The sequence below is a fragment of the Aureimonas mangrovi genome (assembly GCF_014058705.1).
GTDB lineage: Bacteria > Pseudomonadota > Alphaproteobacteria > Rhizobiales > Rhizobiaceae > Aureimonas > Aureimonas mangrovi.
Map to the genome: position 1 here is coordinate 1,778,733 of NZ_CP059692.1, position 22,287 is coordinate 1,801,019.

23 protein-coding genes are annotated in these 22,287 nt (G+C 65.8%); 17 read left to right on the forward strand and 6 right to left on the reverse strand.

What is annotated here, in order from left to right:
* The first annotated feature begins 13 nt into the window (after nt 1-13).
* The 3 genes from H1343_RS08390 to H1343_RS08400 are packed head-to-tail and all read left to right on the forward strand — an operon-like array spanning nt 14 to nt 2,189.
* A complete protein-coding gene (locus H1343_RS08390) occupies nt 14-649 on the forward strand; it encodes a CDP-alcohol phosphatidyltransferase family protein (protein ID WP_185982492.1) in 636 nt (211 codons plus the stop codon).
* Nucleotides 646-1,254 (forward strand): lysophospholipid acyltransferase family protein, encoded by a 609-nt coding sequence (locus tag H1343_RS08395; RefSeq protein WP_185982493.1) that lies wholly within the window; start codon nt 646-648, stop codon nt 1,252-1,254. The genes H1343_RS08390 and H1343_RS08395 overlap by 4 nt, the downstream gene beginning before the upstream one ends.
* The gene (locus tag H1343_RS08400) at nt 1,251-2,189 is read left to right on the forward strand and encodes a phosphatidate cytidylyltransferase (RefSeq protein WP_185982494.1); all 939 of its coding nucleotides are present in this window, start codon (nt 1,251-1,253) and stop codon (nt 2,187-2,189) included. The genes H1343_RS08395 and H1343_RS08400 overlap by 4 nt, the downstream gene beginning before the upstream one ends.
* Before the next feature lie 4 nt (nt 2,190-2,193).
* Here H1343_RS08400 and H1343_RS08405 read toward each other — a convergent pair whose 3' ends face one another.
* The 4 genes from H1343_RS08405 to H1343_RS08420 all read right to left on the reverse strand — a co-directional run bounded on the left by H1343_RS08405 (nt 2,194) and on the right by H1343_RS08420 (nt 5,082).
* Nucleotides 2,194-2,610: an HIT family protein gene (locus tag H1343_RS08405; RefSeq protein ID WP_185982495.1), complete on the reverse strand. Its 417-nt coding sequence runs from the start codon at nt 2,608-2,610 to the stop codon at nt 2,194-2,196.
* Between the two features lie 17 nt (nt 2,611-2,627).
* Nucleotides 2,628-3,794, reverse strand: coding sequence for a GNAT family N-acetyltransferase (locus tag H1343_RS08410; protein ID WP_185985566.1), 1,167 nt, complete (start codon nt 3,792-3,794; stop codon nt 2,628-2,630).
* A 77-nt stretch (nt 3,795-3,871) separates the two neighbouring features.
* Nucleotides 3,872-4,603 carry a glycerophosphodiester phosphodiesterase family protein gene (locus H1343_RS08415; protein ID WP_185982496.1) on the reverse strand — a complete coding sequence of 244 codons (732 nt, stop codon included), beginning with the start codon at nt 4,601-4,603 and terminating at the stop codon, nt 3,872-3,874.
* Between the two features lie 11 nt (nt 4,604-4,614).
* Nucleotides 4,615-5,082: a RidA family protein gene (locus H1343_RS08420; protein WP_185982497.1), complete on the reverse strand. Its 468-nt coding sequence runs from the start codon at nt 5,080-5,082 to the stop codon at nt 4,615-4,617.
* Between the two features lie 72 nt (nt 5,083-5,154).
* On the opposite strand from H1343_RS08420, the gene H1343_RS08425 reads away from it, so the two are divergent.
* The 14 genes from H1343_RS08425 (at nt 5,155) to H1343_RS08490 (ending at nt 19,291) form a co-directional block, all read left to right on the forward strand.
* Nucleotides 5,155-5,952 (forward strand): EipB family protein, encoded by a 798-nt coding sequence (locus H1343_RS08425; RefSeq protein ID WP_185982498.1) that lies wholly within the window; start codon nt 5,155-5,157, stop codon nt 5,950-5,952.
* A gap of 175 nt (nt 5,953-6,127) precedes the next feature.
* A complete protein-coding gene (gene rpsB, locus H1343_RS08430; RefSeq protein WP_185982499.1) occupies nt 6,128-6,934 on the forward strand; it encodes a 30S ribosomal protein S2 in 807 nt (268 codons plus the stop codon).
* A gap of 107 nt (nt 6,935-7,041) precedes the next feature.
* Entirely contained in the window at nt 7,042-7,968 is a 927-nt protein-coding gene (gene tsf / locus H1343_RS08435; protein ID WP_185982500.1) for a translation elongation factor Ts, read from the forward strand.
* A 96-nt stretch (nt 7,969-8,064) separates the two neighbouring features.
* Nucleotides 8,065-8,784, forward strand: a complete 720-nt coding sequence (pyrH, locus tag H1343_RS08440; RefSeq protein WP_185982501.1) for a UMP kinase — start codon at nt 8,065-8,067, stop codon at nt 8,782-8,784.
* 24 nt (nt 8,785-8,808) lie between these two features.
* Nucleotides 8,809-9,366 carry a ribosome recycling factor gene (gene frr, locus H1343_RS08445; protein ID WP_185982502.1) on the forward strand — a complete coding sequence of 186 codons (558 nt, stop codon included), beginning with the start codon at nt 8,809-8,811 and terminating at the stop codon, nt 9,364-9,366.
* Nucleotides 9,367-9,436: 70 nt separating this feature from the next.
* On the forward strand, nt 9,437-10,123 hold the full coding sequence (locus H1343_RS08450) for an isoprenyl transferase (protein WP_246333575.1): 687 nt from the start codon (nt 9,437-9,439) through the stop codon (nt 10,121-10,123).
* A gap of 2 nt (nt 10,124-10,125) precedes the next feature.
* Nucleotides 10,126-10,977 carry a phosphatidate cytidylyltransferase gene (locus H1343_RS08455; protein ID WP_185982503.1) on the forward strand — a complete coding sequence of 284 codons (852 nt, stop codon included), beginning with the start codon at nt 10,126-10,128 and terminating at the stop codon, nt 10,975-10,977.
* Between the two features lie 65 nt (nt 10,978-11,042).
* On the forward strand, nt 11,043-12,185 hold the full coding sequence (gene rseP / locus H1343_RS08460; RefSeq protein ID WP_185982504.1) for an RIP metalloprotease RseP: 1,143 nt from the start codon (nt 11,043-11,045) through the stop codon (nt 12,183-12,185).
* 210 nt (nt 12,186-12,395) lie between these two features.
* Nucleotides 12,396-14,882 carry an outer membrane protein assembly factor BamA gene (bamA, locus tag H1343_RS08465; protein WP_185982505.1) on the forward strand — a complete coding sequence of 829 codons (2,487 nt, stop codon included), beginning with the start codon at nt 12,396-12,398 and terminating at the stop codon, nt 14,880-14,882.
* Nucleotides 14,883-14,922: 40 nt separating this feature from the next.
* Nucleotides 14,923-15,981: a UDP-3-O-(3-hydroxymyristoyl)glucosamine N-acyltransferase gene (gene lpxD / locus H1343_RS08470; RefSeq protein ID WP_185982506.1), complete on the forward strand. Its 1,059-nt coding sequence runs from the start codon at nt 14,923-14,925 to the stop codon at nt 15,979-15,981.
* A complete protein-coding gene (fabZ, locus tag H1343_RS08475) occupies nt 15,974-16,447 on the forward strand; it encodes a 3-hydroxyacyl-ACP dehydratase FabZ (RefSeq protein ID WP_185982507.1) in 474 nt (157 codons plus the stop codon). The genes lpxD and fabZ overlap by 8 nt, the downstream gene beginning before the upstream one ends.
* Complete coding sequence (lpxA, locus tag H1343_RS08480; protein ID WP_185982508.1) at nt 16,447-17,253, forward strand: acyl-ACP--UDP-N-acetylglucosamine O-acyltransferase; 807 nt, start codon at nt 16,447-16,449, stop codon at nt 17,251-17,253. The genes fabZ and lpxA overlap by 1 nt, the downstream gene beginning before the upstream one ends.
* Nucleotides 17,223-18,134: an LpxI family protein gene (locus tag H1343_RS08485; protein ID WP_185982509.1), complete on the forward strand. Its 912-nt coding sequence runs from the start codon at nt 17,223-17,225 to the stop codon at nt 18,132-18,134. The genes lpxA and H1343_RS08485 overlap by 31 nt, the downstream gene beginning before the upstream one ends.
* Nucleotides 18,131-19,291: a lipid-A-disaccharide synthase gene (locus H1343_RS08490; protein WP_185982510.1), complete on the forward strand. Its 1,161-nt coding sequence runs from the start codon at nt 18,131-18,133 to the stop codon at nt 19,289-19,291. The genes H1343_RS08485 and H1343_RS08490 overlap by 4 nt, the downstream gene beginning before the upstream one ends.
* 38 nt (nt 19,292-19,329) lie before the next feature.
* Here the strand turns inward: H1343_RS08490 and gltA are convergent, their stop codons facing one another.
* Nucleotides 19,330-20,619: a citrate synthase gene (gene gltA / locus H1343_RS08495; RefSeq protein ID WP_185982511.1), complete on the reverse strand. Its 1,290-nt coding sequence runs from the start codon at nt 20,617-20,619 to the stop codon at nt 19,330-19,332.
* A gap of 139 nt (nt 20,620-20,758) precedes the next feature.
* Entirely contained in the window at nt 20,759-22,180 is a 1,422-nt protein-coding gene (gene gltX / locus H1343_RS08500; RefSeq protein ID WP_185982512.1) for a glutamate--tRNA ligase, read from the reverse strand.
* Nucleotides 22,181-22,287 lie beyond the last annotated feature (107 nt).

The window sequence follows — 22,287 nt, forward strand, 5'->3', positions numbered from 1 at the left end:
AGAGTGGGGGAAGATGGGCGAGGGGGACGCATCGGCGCGCCGGCCGCTGGCATCGCGCGGAACGCGCTGGGCGCAGGGCCTCGCCCGTGCGCTGCTGAGGACGTCGATCACGCCCAATGCGATCTCGGCGTCGGGCGTTGTCTTCGCAGCGATCGGTGGGCTCGCATTCGCCTTCGCGCCGGCGACACCGATGCTCTTCCTTCTGGCGGCGCTTATGGTGCAGCTTCGGCTGCTCTGCAATCTCCTCGACGGTATGGTCGCCGTCGAAGGGGGGCGCGGCTCGCCGACGGGCGCTCTCTTCAACGAGGTGCCGGACCGGTTCGAGGACGCCTTCCTCCTTATCGGCTTCGGCTACGCCAGTCCTTGGCCAGAACTCGGCTATGTCGCCGCGCTCTTTGCGGTCCTGACCGCCTACCTGCGCGCTTTCGGTGCGTCGCTCGGCTTTGGCCAAGACTATCGTGGCCCGATGGCCAAGCCGCAACGGATGGCCGCGCTGACGCTCGGCGGTGTGCTTGCCTTCGTCGAAGCATTGGCCCTTGGATCGTCCCACATAACCACGATCGTGCTCGCCGTCGTCATCCTTGGTGCGATCTGGACAGTCTGGCGCCGTATGTCGCGCATCGCCGCGCGCCTCGAGGATGACGCATGATCGACCATCTCCTGATCGGCCTGACGCGTTTCCTCGTCGGCGGCCGGCCCGAGTGGATCGGCACGAAGCCCTCGATCCGCCAGCGCATCTACTTCGCCAATCACGGCAGCCATCTCGACACGGTGCTTCTCTGGGCTGCCCTGCCGAAACCGCTGCGCGCGACCACACATCCCGTCGCCGCGGCCGACTACTGGGGCAAGGACCGCATACGCCGTGCGATCTCGATCGGGCTCCTCAACTCGGTTCTCGTCGACCGCGCAGGCAGCGCAGCCGGAAGCGATCCGCTCGCCCCGCTCGAGGCGGAACTACAACGCGGGCATTCGCTGGTGATCTTTCCGGAAGGAACGCGCGGCGCGGAGCGGTTGCCGGGCCCGTTCAAGTCCGGCCTCTACAGGCTCGCGACACGCTTTCCTGACGCCGAACTCGTGCCGGTCTACCTTGGTAATCTGTCCCGCGCCTTCCCGCGCGGGGCCTATCTGCCCGTCCCCATCTCCTGCCATGTGCGCTTCGGCGCTCCCATGCAACTCGAGGAGGCGGAGGGGAAGGAAGCATTTCTCGAACGAGCACGCGGTGCGATCGTCGCACTGGCGGAGGCTCAGGCATGACCCAGACCCTGCTCACGCTCTTCCTCGGCCTCGTTGTCATACTCGGCACGGCCTCGATCGTCGGCCGCATTCTCGGGCGGCGCGCGCAGAGCCCGGAGAGCTCTGCGACGATCGACAATCTCAATGCGCGCATCCGCTCATGGTGGCTGATGGTCGCCGTCTTCGCGGTCGCGTTCGCTTTCGGAAAGGGCGTGACGCTCGTCCTCTTCGCGCTGACGTCCTTCTACTGCCTGCGCGAATTCATCTCGCTAACGCCGACGCGCCCGGCCGACCATGCGGCGCTGGCCGTCGCCTTCTACGTGTTCCTCCCGCTGCAATACGTGCTGATCGGCATTGACTGGCAGTCGCTTTTCTCGATCGCAATCCCGGTCTACGCCTTCCTGCTCTTGCCGGTGCTCGCTGTTCTCAAGCACGAGACCGGCGAATTCCTGATGCGCACCGCCAAGGTTCAGTGGGCCCTGATGCTGACGGTCTATTGCATCAGCCACGCGCCGGCGCTGCTGCTCCTGCGCATTCCCGGCTTCGAGGGCGGCGGCTTCCTGCTGCTGTTCTTCCTCGTCGCGATCGTGCAGGCGAGCGACGTCCTGCAATACATCTTCGGCAAGCTCTTCGGACGCCACAAAATCGCGCCCGTCGTCAGCCCCAACAAGACGTGGGAAGGCTTCGTCGGTGGCGGCGCGACGGCGACGCTTCTCGGCGCCGCGCTCTACTGGATCACGCCGTTCTCGCCGCTGCAGGCGGCGGGGATGGCGCTGGCGATCGTCCTGGCCGGCTTCTGCGGCGGGCTCGTCCTGTCGGCCGTCAAGCGTTCGCTCGGTGCCAAGGACTGGGGTCGGATGATCGAGGGGCATGGAGGCGCCCTTGATCGCATGGATTCAGTGACTTATGCCGCCCCGCTCTTCTTCCACCTCACCAATTACTACTTCGTGCCCTGAAGTCTCAGAGCTTTTCGCGGATGAGGGCCGCGTGCTCGGCGAGAATGGCGGGGTCGGCCATGTCGCGCGCGTGGATGGCCGGCTCCTCGCCCTCGTAACGCGGGATGACGTGGAAGTGCAGGTGGAAGATGGTCTGCCCGGCGGGTGCCTCGTTGAACTGCGCGATCACGACACCGTCGGCCGAGAACGCGGCCTTCGCCGCGCGGGCGAGCTTGGCGACCTGCGGCATCACGCGCGAAAGGGTCTCGTCGCTCGCGTCCAGGAGGTTGCGAGAGGGCGCTTTCGGAATGACGAGGCAGTGACCTTTCGTCTGCGGCATCGCATCCATGATCGCCAGCACATCGTCCGTCTCGAAGAGCTTCGCGCTCGGAATTTCGCCCTTCAGGATCTTGGCGAAGATATTGGCGTCGTCGTAGGTCATCAGGTCTCGGCTTTCGTTCAAGAGCAGTCGGGCCCGCCGTCCTTGCGGAAGGGCGTGTGCTCGGCGAGAATCTCGCGGGTGCTTTCCACATCGCGCCGCTCGCGCGCAAGATAGTCCGCGATCGCACGTCGCAAACCGGGATGCGAGATGAAGTGCGCCGAATGCGTGATGACGGGTTCGTAGCCTCTTGCCAACTTGTGCTCGCCTTGGGCGCCCGCTTCGACCACTTCGAGCTTGTGAGCGATCGCGTAGTCCACCGCCTGATGGTAACAGAGCTCGAAGTGAAGGAAGGGGTGGTCCTCGACGCAGCCCCAGTAGCGGCCGTAGATGCGCCCCGAACCTGCGAAATTCAGCGCACCGGCGATGTAGCGCCCGTTCCGCCGCGCCATCACGAGAAGGATGTCTTCGCCCATCCTCTCGCCGATCAGGCTGAAGAAGGCGCGGTTGAGATAGGGGCGGCCCCATTTGCGGCTGCCCGTGTCCATGTAGAAGGAGAAGAAGGCGTCCCAGGCCTCCTCCGTCAGGTCGCGCCCGGTCAGCCATTCCACCGTGATGCCGTTCGCCAGGGCCTGCTGGCGCTCCTTGCGCAGGCCCTTGCGTTTGCGCGAGGCGAGGGTGGCGAGGAAGTCATCGTAGCTCGAATAGCCGCGATTGACGAAATGGAACTGCTGGTCGGTCCGATGCAGGAAGCCGGACTCCTCCATCGCCGTCAGGTCTGAAGGCTCCAGGAAGGTCGCGTGCGCTGAGGATATTCCCGTCTGGCGCACATAGCCTTCAATCCCTTCGCATAGAATCTCCCGGCGCGCGTCCGCGCCTTCGCCGCGACCGACGAGGAGCCGCGGACCCGTCGCGGGGGTGAAGGGCACAGAGAGCTGGAGCTTGGGATAGTAGCTGCCGCCCGCGCGCTCGAAGGCATCGGCCCAACCGTGATCGAAGACATATTCGCCCTGGCTGTGGGCCTTGAGATAGGCGGGCGCGGCCGCGAGCACCCGCCCCGTCTCGTCTTCCAGCACGAGATGCTGCGGAAGCCAGCCCGCACGCTGGCCGACGGCTCCCGAATCCTCCAGAGATCGCAGGAAGGCGTGGGACAGGAAAGGGTTGAGGCCCGCTTCGCCCGTTTGCGCCAGCGCATCCCAGACCGCGGGCTCGATCTCGGCCACGCGCTCGCAGACGCGGATCGCCATCGTGTGGGAGGGAAGGGTCTCTTCGGCCATGCGATACCCTATCTCGGCACGATGGCCGTGAGTGCAAGAGGACCCCGTCAGACCTGCGGCAGAAAGCCCTCGAAGGTGATCTGGTCCGCGTGCAAGGTGCTGCGCTCGGCATCCGCCGGCGTGCGCACCGTCCACGAGATCACCGGAGCGCCGTTCTCCTCGCGCACCCAGTCGACAAAGGGATTCGGCAGGTGATGGACGTTGTAGGACACGAAGGAACAGCCGCCGTCGAAGGTGCGCCGGTGCTGCTCGAGGTTCTCCGCGCGCGTGCCCTCAGCCGTCAGCCCGATCGGCACGCGGCCCGCGAAGTGCGCGGCCGCCTGCGCGATCAGCCAGGCATCGAAGGACATCAGCGCTAGCGGGCCATGATAGCTCTCCACGAGCGGGCGCAAGGCATCGGCGAAGGATGCGTCCGCCTTGGGGTCGCGTCCCTTCAGTTCGACGACGAGCGGCACCCTGCCGTCCACGAGGGCGAAGAGGTCGGCAAGGCGCGGCACGCCGTCCTGCGTGCCGCCAAGGGATAGCGCGCCGAGTTCGTCGGCCGCGCGTTCGGCCAGTGGCCCGGCGACGCCCGTCATCCGCTCCAGGTCCTCGTCGTGGAAGATCATGGGCACGCCGTCCGCCGAGAGGTGGACGTCGCACTCGATGGCGAAGTCGCGGTCCAGTGCCGCGCGGAAGGCGGACATCGAATTCTCTGCTATGCCGTTCTTGGCGTCGTGCAGGCCGCGATGAGCGATCGGGCGGCGCGTCAGCCAGTGCAGGTCGCTATGCGTGCTCATGGTCTTTCGTCTCAGGCGATCTCGAAGAGGGCTTCAACCTCGACCGCCGCGTCCATCGGCAGAGCCGGAACGCCGACAGCCGAACGGGCATGGCGGCCCTTATCGCCGAGAATCTCGACGAGGAAGTCCGAAGCACCGTTCGCGACCTTGTGCTGATCGGTGAAGCCGGGCTCGCTCGCCACGAAGACGGTGAGCTTGAGGAGGCGGCCGAAGCGCGAGAAGTCGCCACCGAGCGCGGCCTTGGCCTGAGCAAGCACGTTGATGGCACACTGGCGCGCGGCCTTCTGGCCGTCTTCCAGCGAGACGCCGGCGCCAAGCTTTCCCGTCACGGTCAGTTTGCCGCCATCGAGCGGAAGCTGGCCCGAGGTCTGGCAAAGGTTGCCGAAGACGGAGTAGGGCACGTAGTTCGCCGCAGGTGCGGCGGCGTCGGGCAGGGTGATGCCGGCATTCTGGAGGCGCGCTTCGATGGTGTCGGTCATGAATTCTCCTGTATTTGCGGGCAGGCGGGCATCGGGGAAGGCCCGAGCGGCCGAATGAGGGGAATGCGAACGATGCGACTGTCTCGCCTGTGCTGTATCCTTGCCGCGGCAGGTGCCGCCGCTCCGGCGGGCGCCGCGACGCTTGGCCCGCACAGAGCCGTTTACGATCTTTCGCTGGCCTCGCAAACCCAGGATATCGTCTCGGCCGAGGGGCGCATCGCCTTCGACCTGACCATGCCCGAATGCGGCGTCTACGCTCTGGATTATCGCTTCGTGGCCAGGTTCGGGCAGGAGAGCGAGACGACGCTGACGGACCAGCGTGTCGTGACGCGCGAGGGGACGGACGGCCGCTCCTTCGAATTCGAGGCATGGACCTATGTCGACGGCATGCAGCAGGCGCATGTGAAGGGCTCGGCCAGCAGCGAGGGCGAGGTGACGACCGTCGAGACCGAACTTCCGGGCGAACGCAGCTTCGACCTGCCGCTCTCGCAGTTTCCGCTTGGCCATACAGCCGCGCTGATCGAAGCGGCGCAGGGCGGCGAGCGCATCGCGCAGCTGGCGCTCTTCGACGGGGACGAAGACGCGGAGAAGCTTTTGACGACGACTTCCATCCTATTGCCCGTGGGAAGCGGGACGCAGAAGAACGGGCCGGTGGGCGAAGGGCTCGCGGGCATGGATTCCTGGAAGGTCGACGAATCCTATTTCAATTCCGACAGCGACGCGGACGGCCTTCCGATCTTCCACACCCGCTATACGCTTTTCGAGAACGGCGTCTCGGACGACATCTTCATGGATTTCGGCGACTATGCGCTGCAGGGCTCGCTCTCTGAGCTGACGTTGGGGTCCGCGCCAGCCGACTGCGAGAGCTGAGGCCGGCCGGGAAGGCCGCGCTTGCGCGCGAAGGGCTTCTGTTGTATGGCCCGCCGCATTCCACACACGGAATTGGGGATCGCTCGACGCTTCGGCGGCGCTTCGGTCCATCCGGTGGCGGGTTCGCCCGCTTTTCGTTCCGTGGAGGCTCAAACCGGTCAAGGACGACACGACAATGGCATTGCCCGATTATTCCATGCGCCAGCTGCTCGAGGCTGGCGTCCACTTCGGCCACCAGACGCACCGCTGGAACCCGAAGATGGCGCCTTACATCTTCGGCGCGCGCAACAACATTCACATTCTCGATCTCGCGCAAACGGTGCCGATGCTGCACCGCGCCCTGCAGGCCGTGTCCGACACGGTGGCCAAGGGCGGCCGCGTGCTCTTCGTCGGCACCAAGCGTCAGGCGTCTGAGATCGTTGCCGATGCGGCGAACCGTTCGGCCCAGTATTACGTCAACGCCCGCTGGCTCGGCGGCATGCTGACGAACTGGAAGACGATCTCCAACTCGATCCAGCGTCTGCGCAAGCTCGACGAGCTGCTCGCCGGCGAGGCCCAGGGCTTCACCAAGAAGGAGCGCCTGACGCTTCAGCGCGAGCGCGACAAGCTCGACCGCGCTCTTGGCGGCATCAAGGACATGGGCGGCGTGCCGGACATGATCTTCATCATCGACACCAACAAGGAGTCGATTGCGATCGAAGAAGCCAAGCGCCTCAACATCCCGGTCGTCGCGGTCGTCGATTCGAACTGCGATCCGGCTCCGATCGACTATCCGATCCCGGGCAACGACGATGCGGCGCGCGCCATCTCGCTCTACTGCGACCTGATCGCCCGCTCGGCGGTCGACGGCATCGCCCGCCAGCAGGGCTCCATGGGCGTCGATCTCGGCGCGATGGAGGAGGCTCCCGAGGAGCCGGCGCTGGAGGGCGAGGCGGCTGCCGATGAGGCTCCGGCCGAGAACGAGGCGCCCGCCGCCGCCTGATCGGTCCGACAACTCTTTTCGGCGGCGCTCCCGAGCGCCGCCTTTTTCCGGCGCACGCTTCCAGAAGAAGTCCGTGCGCCCTCTTTTATGCGAAAGAAGGTTCAGCGATGACCATTTCCGCCTCCATGGTGAAGGAACTGCGCGAGAAGACCGGCGCGGGCATGATGGACTGCAAGACGGCGCTCGCCGAGACCAACGGCGACATGGAGGCTGCGATCGACTGGCTTCGCGCCAAGGGCATCGCCAAGGCTGACAAGAAGTCGGGCCGCACCGCTGCAGAGGGTCTGGTCGCTGTGGCCGCCGGCGAGAACAAGGCGGTCGTCGTCGAGGTGAACTCCGAGACCGACTTCGTCGCCCGCAACGACGCCTTCCAGGCGCTGGTGCGCGAGATCGCCGAGGTCGGCCTTTCCACGGACGGCACGGTCGAGGCAGTCGGCGCAGCGACGCAGCCTTCCAGCGGCAAGCCGGTCACCGACACCATCAAGGACGCGGTCGCCACCATCGGCGAGAACATGAGCCTGCGCCGCTCGGCGCTGCTGACTGTCTCCAATGGCGTCGTGGCCACCTACATACACAACGCGGTCGTCGATGGTCTCGGCAAGATGGGCGTTCTCGTCGCCATCGAATCGGCCGGTGACAAGGCTGCGCTGAACGCCTTCGGCCGCCAGGTCGCGATGCATGTCGCCGCTACCAACCCGCTGGCGCTGACCGACAGCGAGATCGACGCCGCCACCGTCGAGCGCGAGAAGGCCGTGTTCTCCGAGCAGGCCCGCCAGTCCGGCAAGCCCGAGAACATCATCGAAAAGATGGTCGAGGGCCGGATGCGCAAGTTCTACGAGGAGGTCGTCCTCCTGAAGCAGAACTTCGTCATCAATCCGGATCTGACGGTCGAGAAGGCACTCGCCGAGGCCGAGAAGGACTTTGGCGCGCCGGCCAAGGTTACGGGCTTCGTCCGCTTCGCTCTGGGCGAGGGCGTCGAGCGCGAAGAGAGCGACTTCGCGGCCGAGGTCGCGGCGGCCGCCGGCAAGAAGTAGTCCGATCCCATCGATCGGCTTCGCATGTGGGGCGTCCGCTTGAGAAGCGGGCGCCCTTCCTGTATCGCGATCCCGGCATTCTGACAGGTGAATTCGATGGCAACTGAGGTGCGCTTCAAGCGCGTGCTCCTGAAGGTCTCCGGCGAAGCGCTGATGGGGGCACAGGGATTCGGGATCGACGTGGCCGTCGCGGACCGCATAGCGCGTGACATCCAGTCGGCCCGCAAGCTCGGCGTCGACATCTCGATCGTCGTGGGTGGCGGCAACATCTTCCGGGGCGTCGCCGTCGCCTCCAAGGGTGGAGACCGCGTGACGGGCGACCAGATGGGCATGCTCGCCACCGTCATCAACGCGCTGGCGCTGCGAACGTCGCTCACCAAGATCGGGATCGACGCGGTGGTGCTCTCGGCCATCCCGATGCCCGAGATCTGTGAGAGCTTCTCGCAGCTCGTGGCGCTTGCCCATGCGGAAAAGGGCCGCGTCGTGATTTTCGCCGGCGGCACGGGCAATCCGTTCTTCACCACCGATTCGGCCGCGGCGCTTCGCGCCGCCGAGATGGGCGTCGATGCGCTGTTCAAGGGAACGCAGGTGGACGGCATCTACAGCGCCGATCCCAAGACGCATCCCGACGCCACGCGCTACGAGCGGCTGACCCACGACGAGGTCCTGAACAAGGGCCTTGCGGTGATGGACGTTGCGGCGGTTGCGCTCGCGCGTGAAAACCGCATTCCCATCGTCGTCTTCTCGATTCACGAGGAAGGCGGCTTCGCCGCGATTCTCTCGGGCGGCGGTCGCGCGACCGTCGTCTCCGACTAACGACCAAGACCCAAGGACAAGAAGATGGCCGAACTCGACCTCAAGGAACTGAAGCGCCGCATGGACGGTGCGATCTCGTCCTTCCAGAGCGATCTCGCCGGCCTTCGCACCGGACGCGCCTCCGCTAGTCTCCTCGATCCGATCACCATCGAGGCCTACGGCTCCTCGATGCCGATCAACCAGGTCGCGAACGTCTCGGTACCCGAGGCGCGCATGCTTTCGGTGTCGGTCTGGGACAAGTCGATGGTGGGCGCCGTCGAGCGCGCGATCCGCGATTCGAATCTCGGCCTCAACCCGGTCACCGACGGCACGACGCTGCGCATCCCGCTGCCCGAGCTGAACGAGCAGCGCCGCAAGGAACTCGTCAAGGTCGCCCACCAGTACGGTGAGAGCGCGCGCGTTGCCGTGCGGCACGTGCGCCGTGACGGCATGGATCTTCTCAAGAAGATGGAAAAGGACGGCGAAATCGGGCAGGACGAGAGCCGGCAGACGTCCGAGAAGGTCCAGAAGATGACCGACGATACGGTTTCGGAGATCGACAAGTTGCTGTCGGTCAAGGAAGCCGAAATCATGCAGGTCTAGTCTGTCGGCGGACGAGAGCTGGCAAGAGAGGCGAGGGACGGTGCCGAACCCCCAACACGTCGCCATCATCATGGACGGCAACGGCCGGTGGGCGAAGGCGCGGGGCCTGCCGCGCACGGCCGGTCACCGCCGCGGCGTCGAAGCCGTGCGCGAGGCCGTGCGCACGGCCGCCGACCTGCGCATTCCCTACCTTACGCTCTTCGCCTTCTCCTCGGAGAACTGGAACAGGCCCGCCGAAGAGGTGCGCGATCTGATGGGGCTCCTAAAGCTCTTCATCCGTCGCGACCTGGCGGATCTGCACAAGGAAGGCGTGCGGGTGCGGGTCATCGGGGCGCGAGACAATCTCGCCGCCGACATCCGCGCGCTTCTCGAAGAAGCCGAGAGCCTGACCCGCGACAACACCAACATGACGGTCGTCGTCGCCTTCAACTATGGTGCTCGTGACGAGGTGGCGCGAGCCATGCGGCGCATCGCCGAGAAGCTGGCCTCGGGCGACGTCTCGATCGAGGAACTGAGCGTCGAGACGCTGGATCAGCACCTCGACACCGCCGGCATCCCGGACCCGGACCTCATCATCCGCACCAGCGGCGAATTGCGCCTGTCCAACTTTCTTCTCTGGCAGGCGGCCTATTCGGAGTTCGCGTTTCTGCCCTGTCTCTGGCCGGACTTCGACCGCAAGACGTTCCAGGACGTCGTTGAGGAGTTCGCCACACGTGACCGCCGTTTCGGCGGTATCTCGCGAGAGATCGCGTCGTAGGAATGGGTCTTGGTCTCGGACGTCTTGCCGCCACGCAATCCTGGGACGATCTTCGTTCCCGCTTGATCTCGGCCGTCGTGCTGGGGCTCCTCGTCCTCGGCGTCGCTGTTCTCGGTGGGGTCGCCTTCCGCATCCTGTGCTTCGTCGCCGGTGTCATCGTGTTCGACGAATGGACACGGATGACCCGGGCCAAGCAGGCCGGCGGGATCTTCACCTTTACGCGTCGTGCGCTCTTTGCATCCTACATCGCGTTCCTGTTCGACTGGCCGGTCCTATCGATCGCCATCCTCGTCGCGGCCGGGATCTTCATCGCTGTGGTGGACCGCAGAGAGAGGCGGGCGAGTTGGCTGCTCGGCGGCCTGTGCTACGCGGGACTGGCGGGCCTTGCCCCCGGAATGTTGCGCGGTGACGACCCGGAGGGTCTGGCGGCGCTCGGCCTCGTCATCTGCGTCGTCTGGGCGACGGACGTCTTCGCGTATTTCTTCGGGCGGACGATCGGCGGGCGCAAGCTTCTGCCGCGCGTCTCTCCGAAAAAGACCCTCTCCGGCGCAGTGGGTGGGCTTTTGGCTGGCGTTGGCTTCGGCCTCCTCTACTCCCACGTCGTCGCGGGCGAGGCGAGCCTATGGATCGCGTTCCTTTCGGCCGTCCTGTCGATCCTGGGGCAGACGGGGGATCTGTTCGAATCCTGGGTGAAGCGCCGCTTCGGGGTCAAGGATTCCGGCCGCCTCATCCCCGGTCACGGCGGGCTGATGGACCGGATCGACGCGCTGGTCGTCTCCACCGCCGCGCTGTGGCTGATCGCGCTTATCCTGCGCGGTGTCGACGAGCCGGCGCGCGCCATCTTCGCGCTGTAATCGCGCCCCTATAGTCTCGACGTTCCCGCTCTTGCGGGGCGCCGCTTTCGGAAGGAACAACGGGGATGGAGTTCTTGAGCTCGCTGGGCGGGGGCGTCTTCGACATGACGCTCGGCACGATCGTGCCTTTCCTCTTCGTGCTCACGGTCATCGTCTTCTTCCATGAACTCGGCCACTATCTGGTGGGCCGCTGGTGCGGCATCCGCGTCCTCGCCTTTTCGATCGGCTTCGGCCCCGAACTCGTCGGATTCAACGACCGGGCCGGTACGCGCTGGAAGGTCTGCGCGATCCCGCTCGGCGGCTACGTCAAATTCATGGGCGACGAGAACGCAGCGAGCGTTCCGGACAATGCGGCGCTGGCGCGCATGAATGACGAAGAGCGCAGCGGCGCGTTCCACACCAAGAGCGTCGCGCGCCGCGCTGCGACGGTTGCCGCCGGACCGATCGCCAACTTCATCCTCGCCATCGTGATCTTCGCGGGTGTCGCCTACTTCAACGGCCGCGTGGTCGGCGACCCGGTGATCGCACAGGTCCAGGCGGATTCGCCGGCGCAGGCCGCAGGACTGCAGCCCGGCGACCGAATCCTCTCCGCTGACGGCGAGGAAATCCGCTACTTCTCTGATTTCCAGCGCCACGTGTCGACGCGCGCGGGCGTGCCGATCGCGCTCGAAGTCGAGCGCGACGGCCGCGCGGTCGATCTGACCGTGACGCCTGCCGTGCGCATCCAGACCGACAATTTCGGCAACGAGTTTCCGATGCCGATCATCGGCATCGTCGCGGACGAGGCCTCTGCCGCCTTCCGCACCGAAGAGCTGTCTCTGCCGGCTTCGCTTTCCTACGGGGTGGAGCAGACGTGGTTCATAACGGGCCAGACCGTTTCCTTCATCGGCGGCATCTTCTCCGGTTCGCAGCCGAGCGACCAGATCGGCGGACCGGTGCGCATCGCGCAGGTCTCGGGGCAGGCAGCTTCGCTCGGCTTTGCGCCACTCCTCAACCTCGCCGCTCTCCTGTCGATTTCGATCGGTCTCCTGAACCTTCTGCCCATCCCCATGCTCGATGGCGGACACCTGATGTTCTACGCCGCGGAGGCGGTGCGCGGACGCCCGCTGAGCGAGCGGGTTCAGGAGATCGGCTTCAGGATCGGGCTCGCCTTGGTGATGGGCCTTATGGTATTCGCGTTCTGGAATGACCTGTCGAGTCTCACCTGAGGCTTGCGGGCACCAGGGGAACGTCCGGGGGATTAGCGAAACGTTAACCATGTTGTTCGGCGCCGTGGCGTCCGGGCAACGGTTTTCCGAATCCTAAAGGGATTCGGTCCAGTTTGGTTGAACGCGATCGCAAAGCCGATACAAGGCAAGGGTCGTGCGGTCGGCTCAGTGCCGGCGCTCGGCGGGGACAGAGCATAAGGTGATGGGCCTATGAAGGCGGGTACGAAGCTTCTCAGAGCGATGTCGGCGGCAGCCCTGTCATCGACGGTTCTCGCGGTCTCTGCCGTCAGCCTCCAGATGGTCGACATTCCGGCAGCCCATGCGCAGGCCGTCAGCAACATCCAGGTCCAGGGCAATACGCGCGTCGATGCGGAGACGGTCCGCAACCTGACGCAGATCACGCCCGGCCAGAACGTCAGCGCCGCGCAGATCGATGCGGCCGTGACGCGGCTTTTCGCGACCGGTCTCTTCTCCGACGTGCGCATCAGCCGCTCCGGCGGCACTCTCGTCGTCCAGGTCGACGAGAACCAGATCGTCAACGAGGTGCTCTTCCAGGGCAATCGCCGACTACAGACCGAACAGCTCGAGGCGACGGTCCAGACCTCGTCGCGCAGCGCCTACAACGCCTCCACCGCGCAAGCAGACGTCGAGGCGATCCGCGCGGCCTACTCGCGCACCGGCCGCTCGGATGCGGTGGTGAGCGTCCAGACCGTTCCGGTCGAGGGGAATCGCGTCAACGTCGTCTTCGAGATCAACGAGGGCGATCGCACGCGCATCGAGCAGATCAACTTCGTCGGCAACAACGCCTTCGGCGACGGCCGCCTCAAAGAGGTGATCTCGCTGCGCGAGACGGGCCTGTTCGGCTTCCTTCAGCGTTCCGACATCTATGATGAGGATCGCCTGCGCGCCGATGAGGAGGCGCTGCGTCGTTTCTACTACAATCGCGGCTTCGCGGATTTCCGCATCGTCTCCTCGGTCGCCGAACTCGATGCCGAGCAGAACCAGTATTTCGTGACGATCACGGTCGATGAGGGTGAGCGCTACAGCTTCGGCAACATTGCGATCGACTCCACCGTTGCCGGCATCGACGCACAGAGCCTGAATGACGAGCTCGAGACGCAGGCCGGCAGCACCTACAGCGCCGAGAAGGTCGAGGACACGCTCGTCAACCTGACGAACGCCGTCGCGGCGCAGGGCTACGCCTTCGCGCAGGTTACCCCGCGTGGCAACCGCGATTTCGCCACCAACACGATCTCGATCGATTACGTGATCGACGAGGGCCCGCGCGCCTACATCGAGCGGATCGAGGTTCGCGGCAACACGAAGACGCGTGACTATGTCATCCGTCGCGAGTTCGACGTGTCGGAAGGCGACGCCTTCAACCAGGTGCTGGTCCAGCGGGCTCGCCAGCGCCTCGAGGCGCTGCGCTTCTTCGAGCGCGTCAATGTCTCGACCGCGCCCGGCTCCCAGCCCGATCGCGTGATCGTGGTGGTGCAGGTCGTCGAGCAGGCGACGGGCGAGTTCTCCGTCGGCGGCGGCTATTCGACGGGCGGCGAGAACGCCGGTCCGGTCGCCGAGGTCAGCGTCACCGAGCGCAACTTCCTCGGTCGCGGACAGTTCGTGCGCGTCTCCGCCGGCTTCGGCGAGGACTCCAGCAATTACAGCCTCGCTTTCACCGAGCCCTATTTCCTCGGGCGTCGTCTCGCGGCGGGCTTCGATCTCTACCGGTCGGAGAACTCGTCGCAATCCTACGACATCGAGCGCTTGGGCGGCTCGCTGCGCATCGCCGCGCCGATCACCGAAGACGTGACGGCTCAGCTCGCCTACAACTACAAGCAGGAGACGTTCGGCGACAACACGGGTGTGCAGCTCTTCGAGCCGCGCAACCCGGGTGATCCGCTGGTGCCGGTTCTCGACAACGGCAATCCGCTCTTCAGCACCTGCGGAACACCGAATCCTGCGGCGTATAGGGATCAGTTCGGCAACGTCGTCGACTTCAACGGCCGTCCCGTCACCTCGCCGAACTTCACGCGCTCGCCGATCATCAACGACGCGATCTGCGACAGCCCGTACTCGACCTCGTCGATCTCCTACGCGCTGACCTACAACACGCTCGACAACCAGAACGACCCGCGTGACGGTCTCTTCCTGCAGGCCGGCCAGGAGATCGCGGGCATCGGCGGCGACGCTCAGTTCCTGCGCTCCACGGGTCGGGGCTCGTTCTTCTCGCTCCTCTCGGAAGAGTACGACATCGTCAGCCAGCTCTCGGCGGGTGGCGGCAACGTTACGGCGCTCGGAGACGATCTGCGCGTCTTCGACAACTTCTTCCGGGGTCAGGACATCGTCCGCGGCTTCGAGTACCAGGGCATCGGTCCTCGCCAGAACGGCGTTGCGATCGGCGGCGAGAACTTCGTCAACGCCAGCGCGGAAGTGACCTTCCCGCTGCCGCTGATCTCGCGCGATCTTGGCTTCCGCGGCGCGGCCTTCGCCGATGCGGGCTCGCTGTGGGGCTTCGACAATGCTGGCGGCTATCAGGACATCGTGGGTGACGATTTCGCGCTCCGCGCCTCGGCCGGTGTCGGCCTGATCTGGGCCTCGCCCTTCGGTCCGCTGCGCGTGAACTATGCGATCCCGCTCGCCGAAGAGGACTTCGACGAGACGCAGGAGTTCTCCTTCGGCATCTCCTCGCGCTTCTGATGGCGTGGGGCCGGCTCGTCCGGCCTCCGCCGCGACCTTGATGACCGACACAACCTTCTTCGCGCGCGGTCCTGCTTTCACGCTCGAGACGCTGGCCGAACTCTGTGAGGCCCGACTCGAGCGGGGGGCGGGTGAGGGCGTTCGCATAGACGGCATCGCGACGCTCGACGCGGCCGGGCCAGGCGATGTCAGCTTCTTCGACAATCCGCGTTATTCGGCGGACCTCGCCGCGACGCGGGCGGGCGCGATCGTGGTGGCGCCGCGCCATCTCGGGTCCGTGCGCTCTGGACTTCCCGTCCTTGTTGCGAAAGACGCGCAGCGCGCCTTTGCGCTTGCTGGACGGGCGCTATTCCCCGACGCCATCTCGCCGATGCCGCTGGTCGGGACGTCAGGGGTCTCTGATCGCGCCAGCGTCGACCCGAGCGCCGTCCTCGAGGACTGCGTTGTGGTCGAGCCGTTCGCGACCATCGGCCCACGGGCGCAGGTGGGGCGCGGCACGGTGGTGTCGTCCGGAGCGGTGATCGGAGCCGATTGCCGGATCGGACGCGATTGCTGCGTCGGCGCGCAGGTGTCGGTACAGCACGCCTTGATCGGGGACCGGGTGATCCTGCATTCAGGCGTGCAGATCGGTCAGGACGGTTTCGGCTATTCGATGGGTGCTGCCGGCATCCTCAAAATGGTCCAGATTGGCCGCGTGATCGTTCAGGACAATGTCGAGATCGGCGCCAACACGACGGTCGATCGCGGCGCGCTGCGCGACACGGTGATCGGCGAGAACACCAAGATCGACAATCAGGTGCAGATCGCTCACAACGTGCGGATCGGGCGCAATTGCGTCATCGTCAGCCAGGTCGGCATCGCGGGCTCGGCAACGCTCGGTGACGGGGTGGTGATCGGCGGCCAGAGCGGCGTGAACGGGCATGTGACGATCGGTGACGGCGCGCAGATCGCAGCCGTCAGTTCGGTCGCCGGAGACGTTCCCCCCGGTGCTCGGTGGGGCGGCGCACCGGCCCATCCCGTGCGTGACTGGCTGCGGGAGGTGATGTGGGTTCAGGAGATGGCCAAGCGCGGCCGCAAGTCGAGGAAGGCTGATGAGTGACGCGACGACGGCGCTGGAGAGCGCCGATATCCAGAAGATCATGCAGCTTCTGCCGCATCGCTATCCCTTCCTCCTGGTCGACCGGATCGTGGATATCGACGGCGACAGGCGCGCGATCGGAATCAAGAACGTGACGGCCAGCGAGCCGCATTTCCAAGGGCATTTCCCTGCTGCGCCAGTGATGCCGGGTGTTCTCATCATCGAAGGCATGGCGCAGACAGCGGGCGCTATCTGCACGATGGCGCAAGGCACCGGCACGCCGGCGCTCGTCTATTTCATGACGATCGACAATGCCAAGTTCCGCAAGCCCGTCGTGCCTGGCGATCGCATCGAGTATCACGTCGAACAGACGAAGAAGCGCGGCAACATCTGGAAGTTCGACTGCGTCGCCAAGGTCGACGGTGGCAAGGTGGCGGAGGCGACTGTCAGCGCAATGCTCGTGCCCGCACAGGACGCCTCTGCCTGATGGCCGAAACGATCATCCATCCGACCTCGATCGTCGAGGACGGGGCTGTCATCGGCGAGGGCTGCGAGATCGGCCCGTTCTGCCGTATCGGCCCGCAGGTGGTGCTGGGCGCGCGTTCCAAGCTGCGCTCGCATGTCGTGATCTTCGGCAACACCCGCATCGGGGAAGGGGCGAACATCTATCCCTTCGCCTCGCTCGGCCACGCCCCGCAGCACCTGAAGTATCGCGGCGAGAACACGCGGCTGGTGATCGGGAGGAACTGCCTGATCCGCGAGACGGTGACGATGAACCCGGGCACGATCCAGGGGCGCGAGGAGACGACGGTCGGCGACGACTGTTCGTTCTTCACGGGAGCGCACGTCGCGCATGATTGCTTGATCGGCAACAACGTCACGATCATCAACAACGTCATGCTGGCCGGACACTGCAGCGTCGGTGACTATGCGACGGTGGCGGGTGGCTCCGGCATCCACCAGTTCACGCGGATCGGCCACCACGCCTATATCGGCGGCCTCGCGGCCGTGGAAGGCGACGTTATTCCCTTCGGCATGGTGCTCGGCAACCGCGCCTATCTGTCCGGGCTCAACGTCATCGGCATGAAGCGCGCAGGTTTCAACCGAGAGGCCATCCGCAACGTGCGCAAGGCCTATCGGGTGCTCTTCTCGGAGGACCTGACGTTCAAGGAGAATATGGACGAGGTCGATGCCGAATACCCGGAGGACCCGCTGGTGCAGGATCTTCTCGGCTTCATCCGTGCCGGCGGGGATCGCGCCCTATGTTTCCCGCGCAGCCAGCGCCCGGCCTGACCACGGGCCTCGCCCCGCTAGCCCCCACGCGCTCCGGCGAGCCGCTTGGCATTGTGGCTGGCGGCGGGCTTCTGCCGCTGCTCGTTGCGCGTGCCGCGACGAGGGCCGGATGGCGGCCCGTCGTCGTGGCCATTGCGGACGGGCGCCTGACGGACTGGACAGGCATCGACGCACAAGGCTTCGCATGGCGCCGGACCGGCGACATCTTCGCCCATCTGGCGCAACGCAAGGTCGCCCATATCGTGATGTGTGGCACCGTCTCCGTGCGACCCGACTATCGCTCTCTCGTTCCAAGCTGGCGCACGCTAAGGCTTCTGCCCGAGATATTCGCGGTCGTGCGGGGCGGCGATGACAATCTCCTGCGGGCCGTGGCTGGCGCTCTCGACAGGCGGGGGCTGACCCTGCACGCGGTCCACGAGATCGCGCCCGAACTGCTGATGCCTGACGGCATCCTGACACGCACAGCTCCATTGATCGACGACCAACGCGCGCTTGCGCGCGCCGCGGCCGCCTCGCAGGCGCTGGGTCGGCTCGACATCGGGCAGGCGGCCGTTGCCTCGGCGGAGCGCGTCGTCGCAGTGGAGGGCATCGAGGGCACCCGCGAGATGGTGCGCCGCGTCGCTGACCTTCGCGCACGCGGTCGCCTCGGGCGCTCGGAGCGCTGCGTCCTCTTCAAGGGCGTGAAGCCGCAGCAGGACAGGCGGCTGGACCTGCCCTCGATCGGCGTGCAGACGATCGAGGAGGCCGGCGACGCCGGCATCGTGGGTATTGGGCTCACGGCAGGGGCATCGCTTCTGCTCGATGCTGGCGCGCTCGTCGAGCGCGCGGACGCAGACGGCGTGTTCCTCGTGGGCCTGCCGGTGGAAGGAGAGAGCTCATGAAGATCGCCTTCGTCCTCGGCGAGGAATCGGCCGACCGGATCGCGGCCGACCTCGCGCGCTCGCTGCGTTTGAAGGTGCCGCATGTCGAATTCGTCGGGCTCGGCGGCGCGCATATGCGAGAGGAGGGGCTGGAGAGTCTCTTCGACATCGAGGAACTGTCGATCATCGGCATCGGCGGTATCGTGCGCCGGTTGCCGCAACTTCTCGGCCGCCTCAAGCAGACGAGCGAGGCGGTGCTGGCAGCCGAGCCGGACGCGGTGGTCACCATCGACAGCTTCACCTTCACCAATCGGGTGGCGACGCGCCTGAAGGCCGCGCGGCCCGAACTGCCGATCCTGAACATCGTGCCGCCGGCGGTCTGGGCCTATCGCCCTTCGCGCCTCGTCGCGCTGACCAAGGCGGTGGACCACGCGATCTGCCTGTTTCCGTTCGAGCCCACCGTCCTGAGCTCGCTGGGTGGACCACCCGCGACCTATGTCGGCCATCCCTTGATGGCCCAGCCCGATCTCGGCGCGATCGTGCGGCGGATCGAGCGCGAAGGAGCAGCTCGACCTTCCGCGCCGCCGCGCCTCCTGATCCTGCCCGGATCGCGACGCGGAGAGGTGGACCGGCTGATGGATGATTTCGGGCGAACCTTCGCTTTTCTCAAAGGCCGGATGCCGGAGCTGACGGGTGTCATTCCCGCGATCCCCCGCGTGCGCGATGCCATTGAGTGCAAGCTCCAGGGCTGGGAGCATCGCCCGGATGTCGTGCACGGCGAGGCTGCGAAGTGGGAAGCCTTCGGATCGGCGAGCGCAGCGCTGGCCGCGTCCGGCACCGTCGCGCTCGAGCTCGCGCTGGCGGGCGTCCCGACAGTGATCGCCTACCGCCTCGATCCGATCGCCTATCAGCTGCGCCACATCATCACAGGGTGGACGGCCGTCCTGCCGAACATGATCGTTGACCATCCGCTGATCGCGGAGCATTTCCACGAATTCGTCCGTGCCGATCTTCTCGGGCGTCGCCTCGAACGCCTCCTGACGGATACGCCCGAGCGTACGGCACAGATCGAGGGCTTCGCAGAGGTTCGCCGGCGCATGACAGTGGACCGTCCGCCCGGCGAAGCGAGCGCCGACATCCTGCTTTCGCTGATCGCGGACAAGAAAAAAGGGCGCTGAGGCGCCCTTTTTTCTTGTTCGACGGAACGCCGCTGGTTTCAGCCGCGCGAGCCCATGTCGATGTAGTCGCGGCGCTCGGCGCCCGTGTAGAGCTGGCGCGGACGACCGATGCGCTGCTGCGGGTCCTCGATCATCTCCTTCCACTGCGCGATCCAGCCGACGGTGCGTGCGACGGCGAAGAGCACGGTGAACATCGTGACCGGGAAGCCGAGCGCGCGCAGGGTGATGCCGGAATAGAAATCGACGTTCGGATAAAGCTTCTTTTCGACGAAATAGTCGTCGTGAAGCGCGATGCGCTCCAGCTCCATCGCCACCTCGAGCGTCGGATCGTCCTTGATGCCGAGCTCGTTGAGGACCTCGTGACAGGTCTCCTGCATGATCTTGGCGCGCGGATCGTAGTTTTTGTAGACGCGGTGCCCGAAGCCCATGAGGCGGAACGGGTCGTTCTTGTCCTTGGCCTTGGCGATGTATTCGGGAATGCGATCGGCGGTGCCGATCTCCGAAAGCATGTTCAGTGCCGCTTCGTTCGCGCCGCCGTGAGCCGGGCCCCACAGGCAGGCGACGCCCGCCGCGATGCAGGCGAAGGGGTTGGCGCCCGACGATCCGGCCAGACGCACGGTCGAGGTCGAGGCGTTCTGTTCATGATCGGCGTGAAGGATGAAGATGCGCTCCATCGCCTTCGCCAGAACCGGGTTCGCCGTGTAGGGCTCGCACGGGACGGCGAAGCACATGTGCAGGAAGTTTTCGGCGTAGGATAGGTCGTTGCGCGGATAAACGAAGGGCTGGCCGATGTGGTATTTGTAGGCCATCGCGGCCAAGGTCGGCATCTTCGCGATCATGCGGATCGAGGCGACCATGCGCTGGTGCGGATCCGAGATGTCGGTCGAGTCGTGATAGAAGGCCGAGAGCGCGCCCACCGAGCCGACCATCACCGCCATCGGGTGCGCGTCGCGGCGGAAGCCCGAATAGAAGCGGCTCATCTGCTCATGTACCATCGTGTGGCGCGTCACGCGGTAGACGAAGTCTTCCTTCTCCTGGGTCGTCGGCAGTTCGCCGTAGAGAAGGAGGTAGCAGGTTTCGAGGAAGTCGCCCTTCTCGGCGAGCTGCTCGATCGGATAGCCCCGGTGGAGGAGGACGCCTTCGTCGCCGTCGATGTAGGTGATCTTGGATTCGCAGGACGCCGTCGAGGTGAAACCGGGATCGTAGGTGAAGAGCCCGGTGTCCTTGTAGAGCGAGGCGATGTCCACGACGTCCGGCCCGATCGTTCCGTGTCGCAGGCCGAATTCGGCCTGTTTGCCATCGAGCGCCAGCTTCGCCGTTTCACTCATGCCGTATCCCTTCCTTCCGTCCCGCGGACGGCTCACGCCGCTGCGGTGCAACTATGGAAATTGGTCACCTGCCTATACCCAAGGCAGGAGTCGAACAAGTTTTTGCCACCTTACGTTTTGCGGCGCAACGTAAAGCGCGTCACCCGGCCTGATCGCCGAGCCTCGCGAGGGATTCCTCTCGCCCCAGAACCGAGAGCACGTCGAAGACACCTGGCGAAGTCGTCCGTCCGGTCAACGCGGCACGCAGGGGCTGCGCCGCCTTGCCGAGCTTGAGGCCATTGGCCTCGGCGTATTCCCGCACCACGGCCTCGAGCGCTTCGGGTGTCCATTCGGCGAGCGAGGAAAGGCCGGGTAGGAGGCCCGCGATGACGACCCGTCCCCCATCGGCGAGGATCGCCTCGGCCCTCTCCTCGAAAGGAAGCGGTCGGTCAGCGAAGAGATATGCAGAACTTTCAGCCAGTTCGACCAGTGTCTTCGCACGCTCCTTCAGGCCCGGCATCGCGGCGGTAAGCTGCCGGCGCACGGTTGCATCGTCGCGACGCTTCAGAATTTCGCCGTTCGGCAGATGATCACGCTCGCGCATGAGTGCTTCGACGAGCTCCTCGTCGGACGAGGCGCGCATCCAGTGACCGTTGACGGCCTCCAGCTTGGCGAAATCGAAGCGCGAGGCGCCCTTGTTCACATCATCGACGTCGAACCAGCCGATCATCTGTTCGATCGACATGATCTCGTCGTCGCCGTGGCTCCAGCCCAGACGGGCGAGGTAGTTCAAAAGCCCCTTGGGCAGATAGCCCATCGCGCGATAGGCCTCGACGCCGAGCGCGCCGTGCCGCTTGGAGAGCTTGGCTCCGTCCGCGCCATGGATCAGCGGGATATGCGCCATCTCGGGTACATCCCAGCCCATCGCCTTGTAGATCAGCGTCTGGCGGGCCGCATTGGTCAGGTGGTCGTCGCCGCGGATGATGTGCGTGACCCCCATGTCGTGATCGTCGACGACCACGGCATGCATGTAGGTGGGCGTGCCGTCCGAACGCAGAAGCACGAGGTCGTCGAGGTCCTTGTTCGGGAAGCGCACTTCGCCCTGCACGCGGTCGCGCACGATCGTCTCGCCGTCGAGCGGTGCCCTCAGACGGACGACCGGCTTGACGCCCGAAGGCGCCTCGGCGGGATCGCGATCGCGCCAGCGCCCGTCGTAGCGAGGGGGGCGCTTCTCGGCTTTCGCCTTCTCGCGCATCTCTTCGAGTTCGGCCTGGCTTGCGTAGCAATAGTAGGCGTTGCCGCGCGCCACCATCTCCTCGGCGACCGCCCGGTGGCGCGCGGCCCGCTCGAACTGCGAGACGGGCGGTCCGTCCGCGGTGAGACCCAGCCAGTCGAGGCCCTCGATGATCGCCGTCACCGCCGCTTCGGTCGAGCGCTCGCGGTCTGTATCCTCGATGCGAAGGAGCATCTTGCCGCCGGTGTGGCGCGCGTAGAGCCAGTTGAAGAGCGCCGTGCGCGCCCCGCCGATATGCAGGAAGCCGGTGGGCGAGGGGGCGAAACGGGTGACGACGCGGTCGGTCATTGCGGCTCCAGAAGCGGAAGGGTTCGGCGCGCCCGCGCGCCCTTGTGCGCTTCGCCCGCACGGCGGACCACGGCGCTTTTCGCTCGGCTTTTGCCCCAACCCGTGTA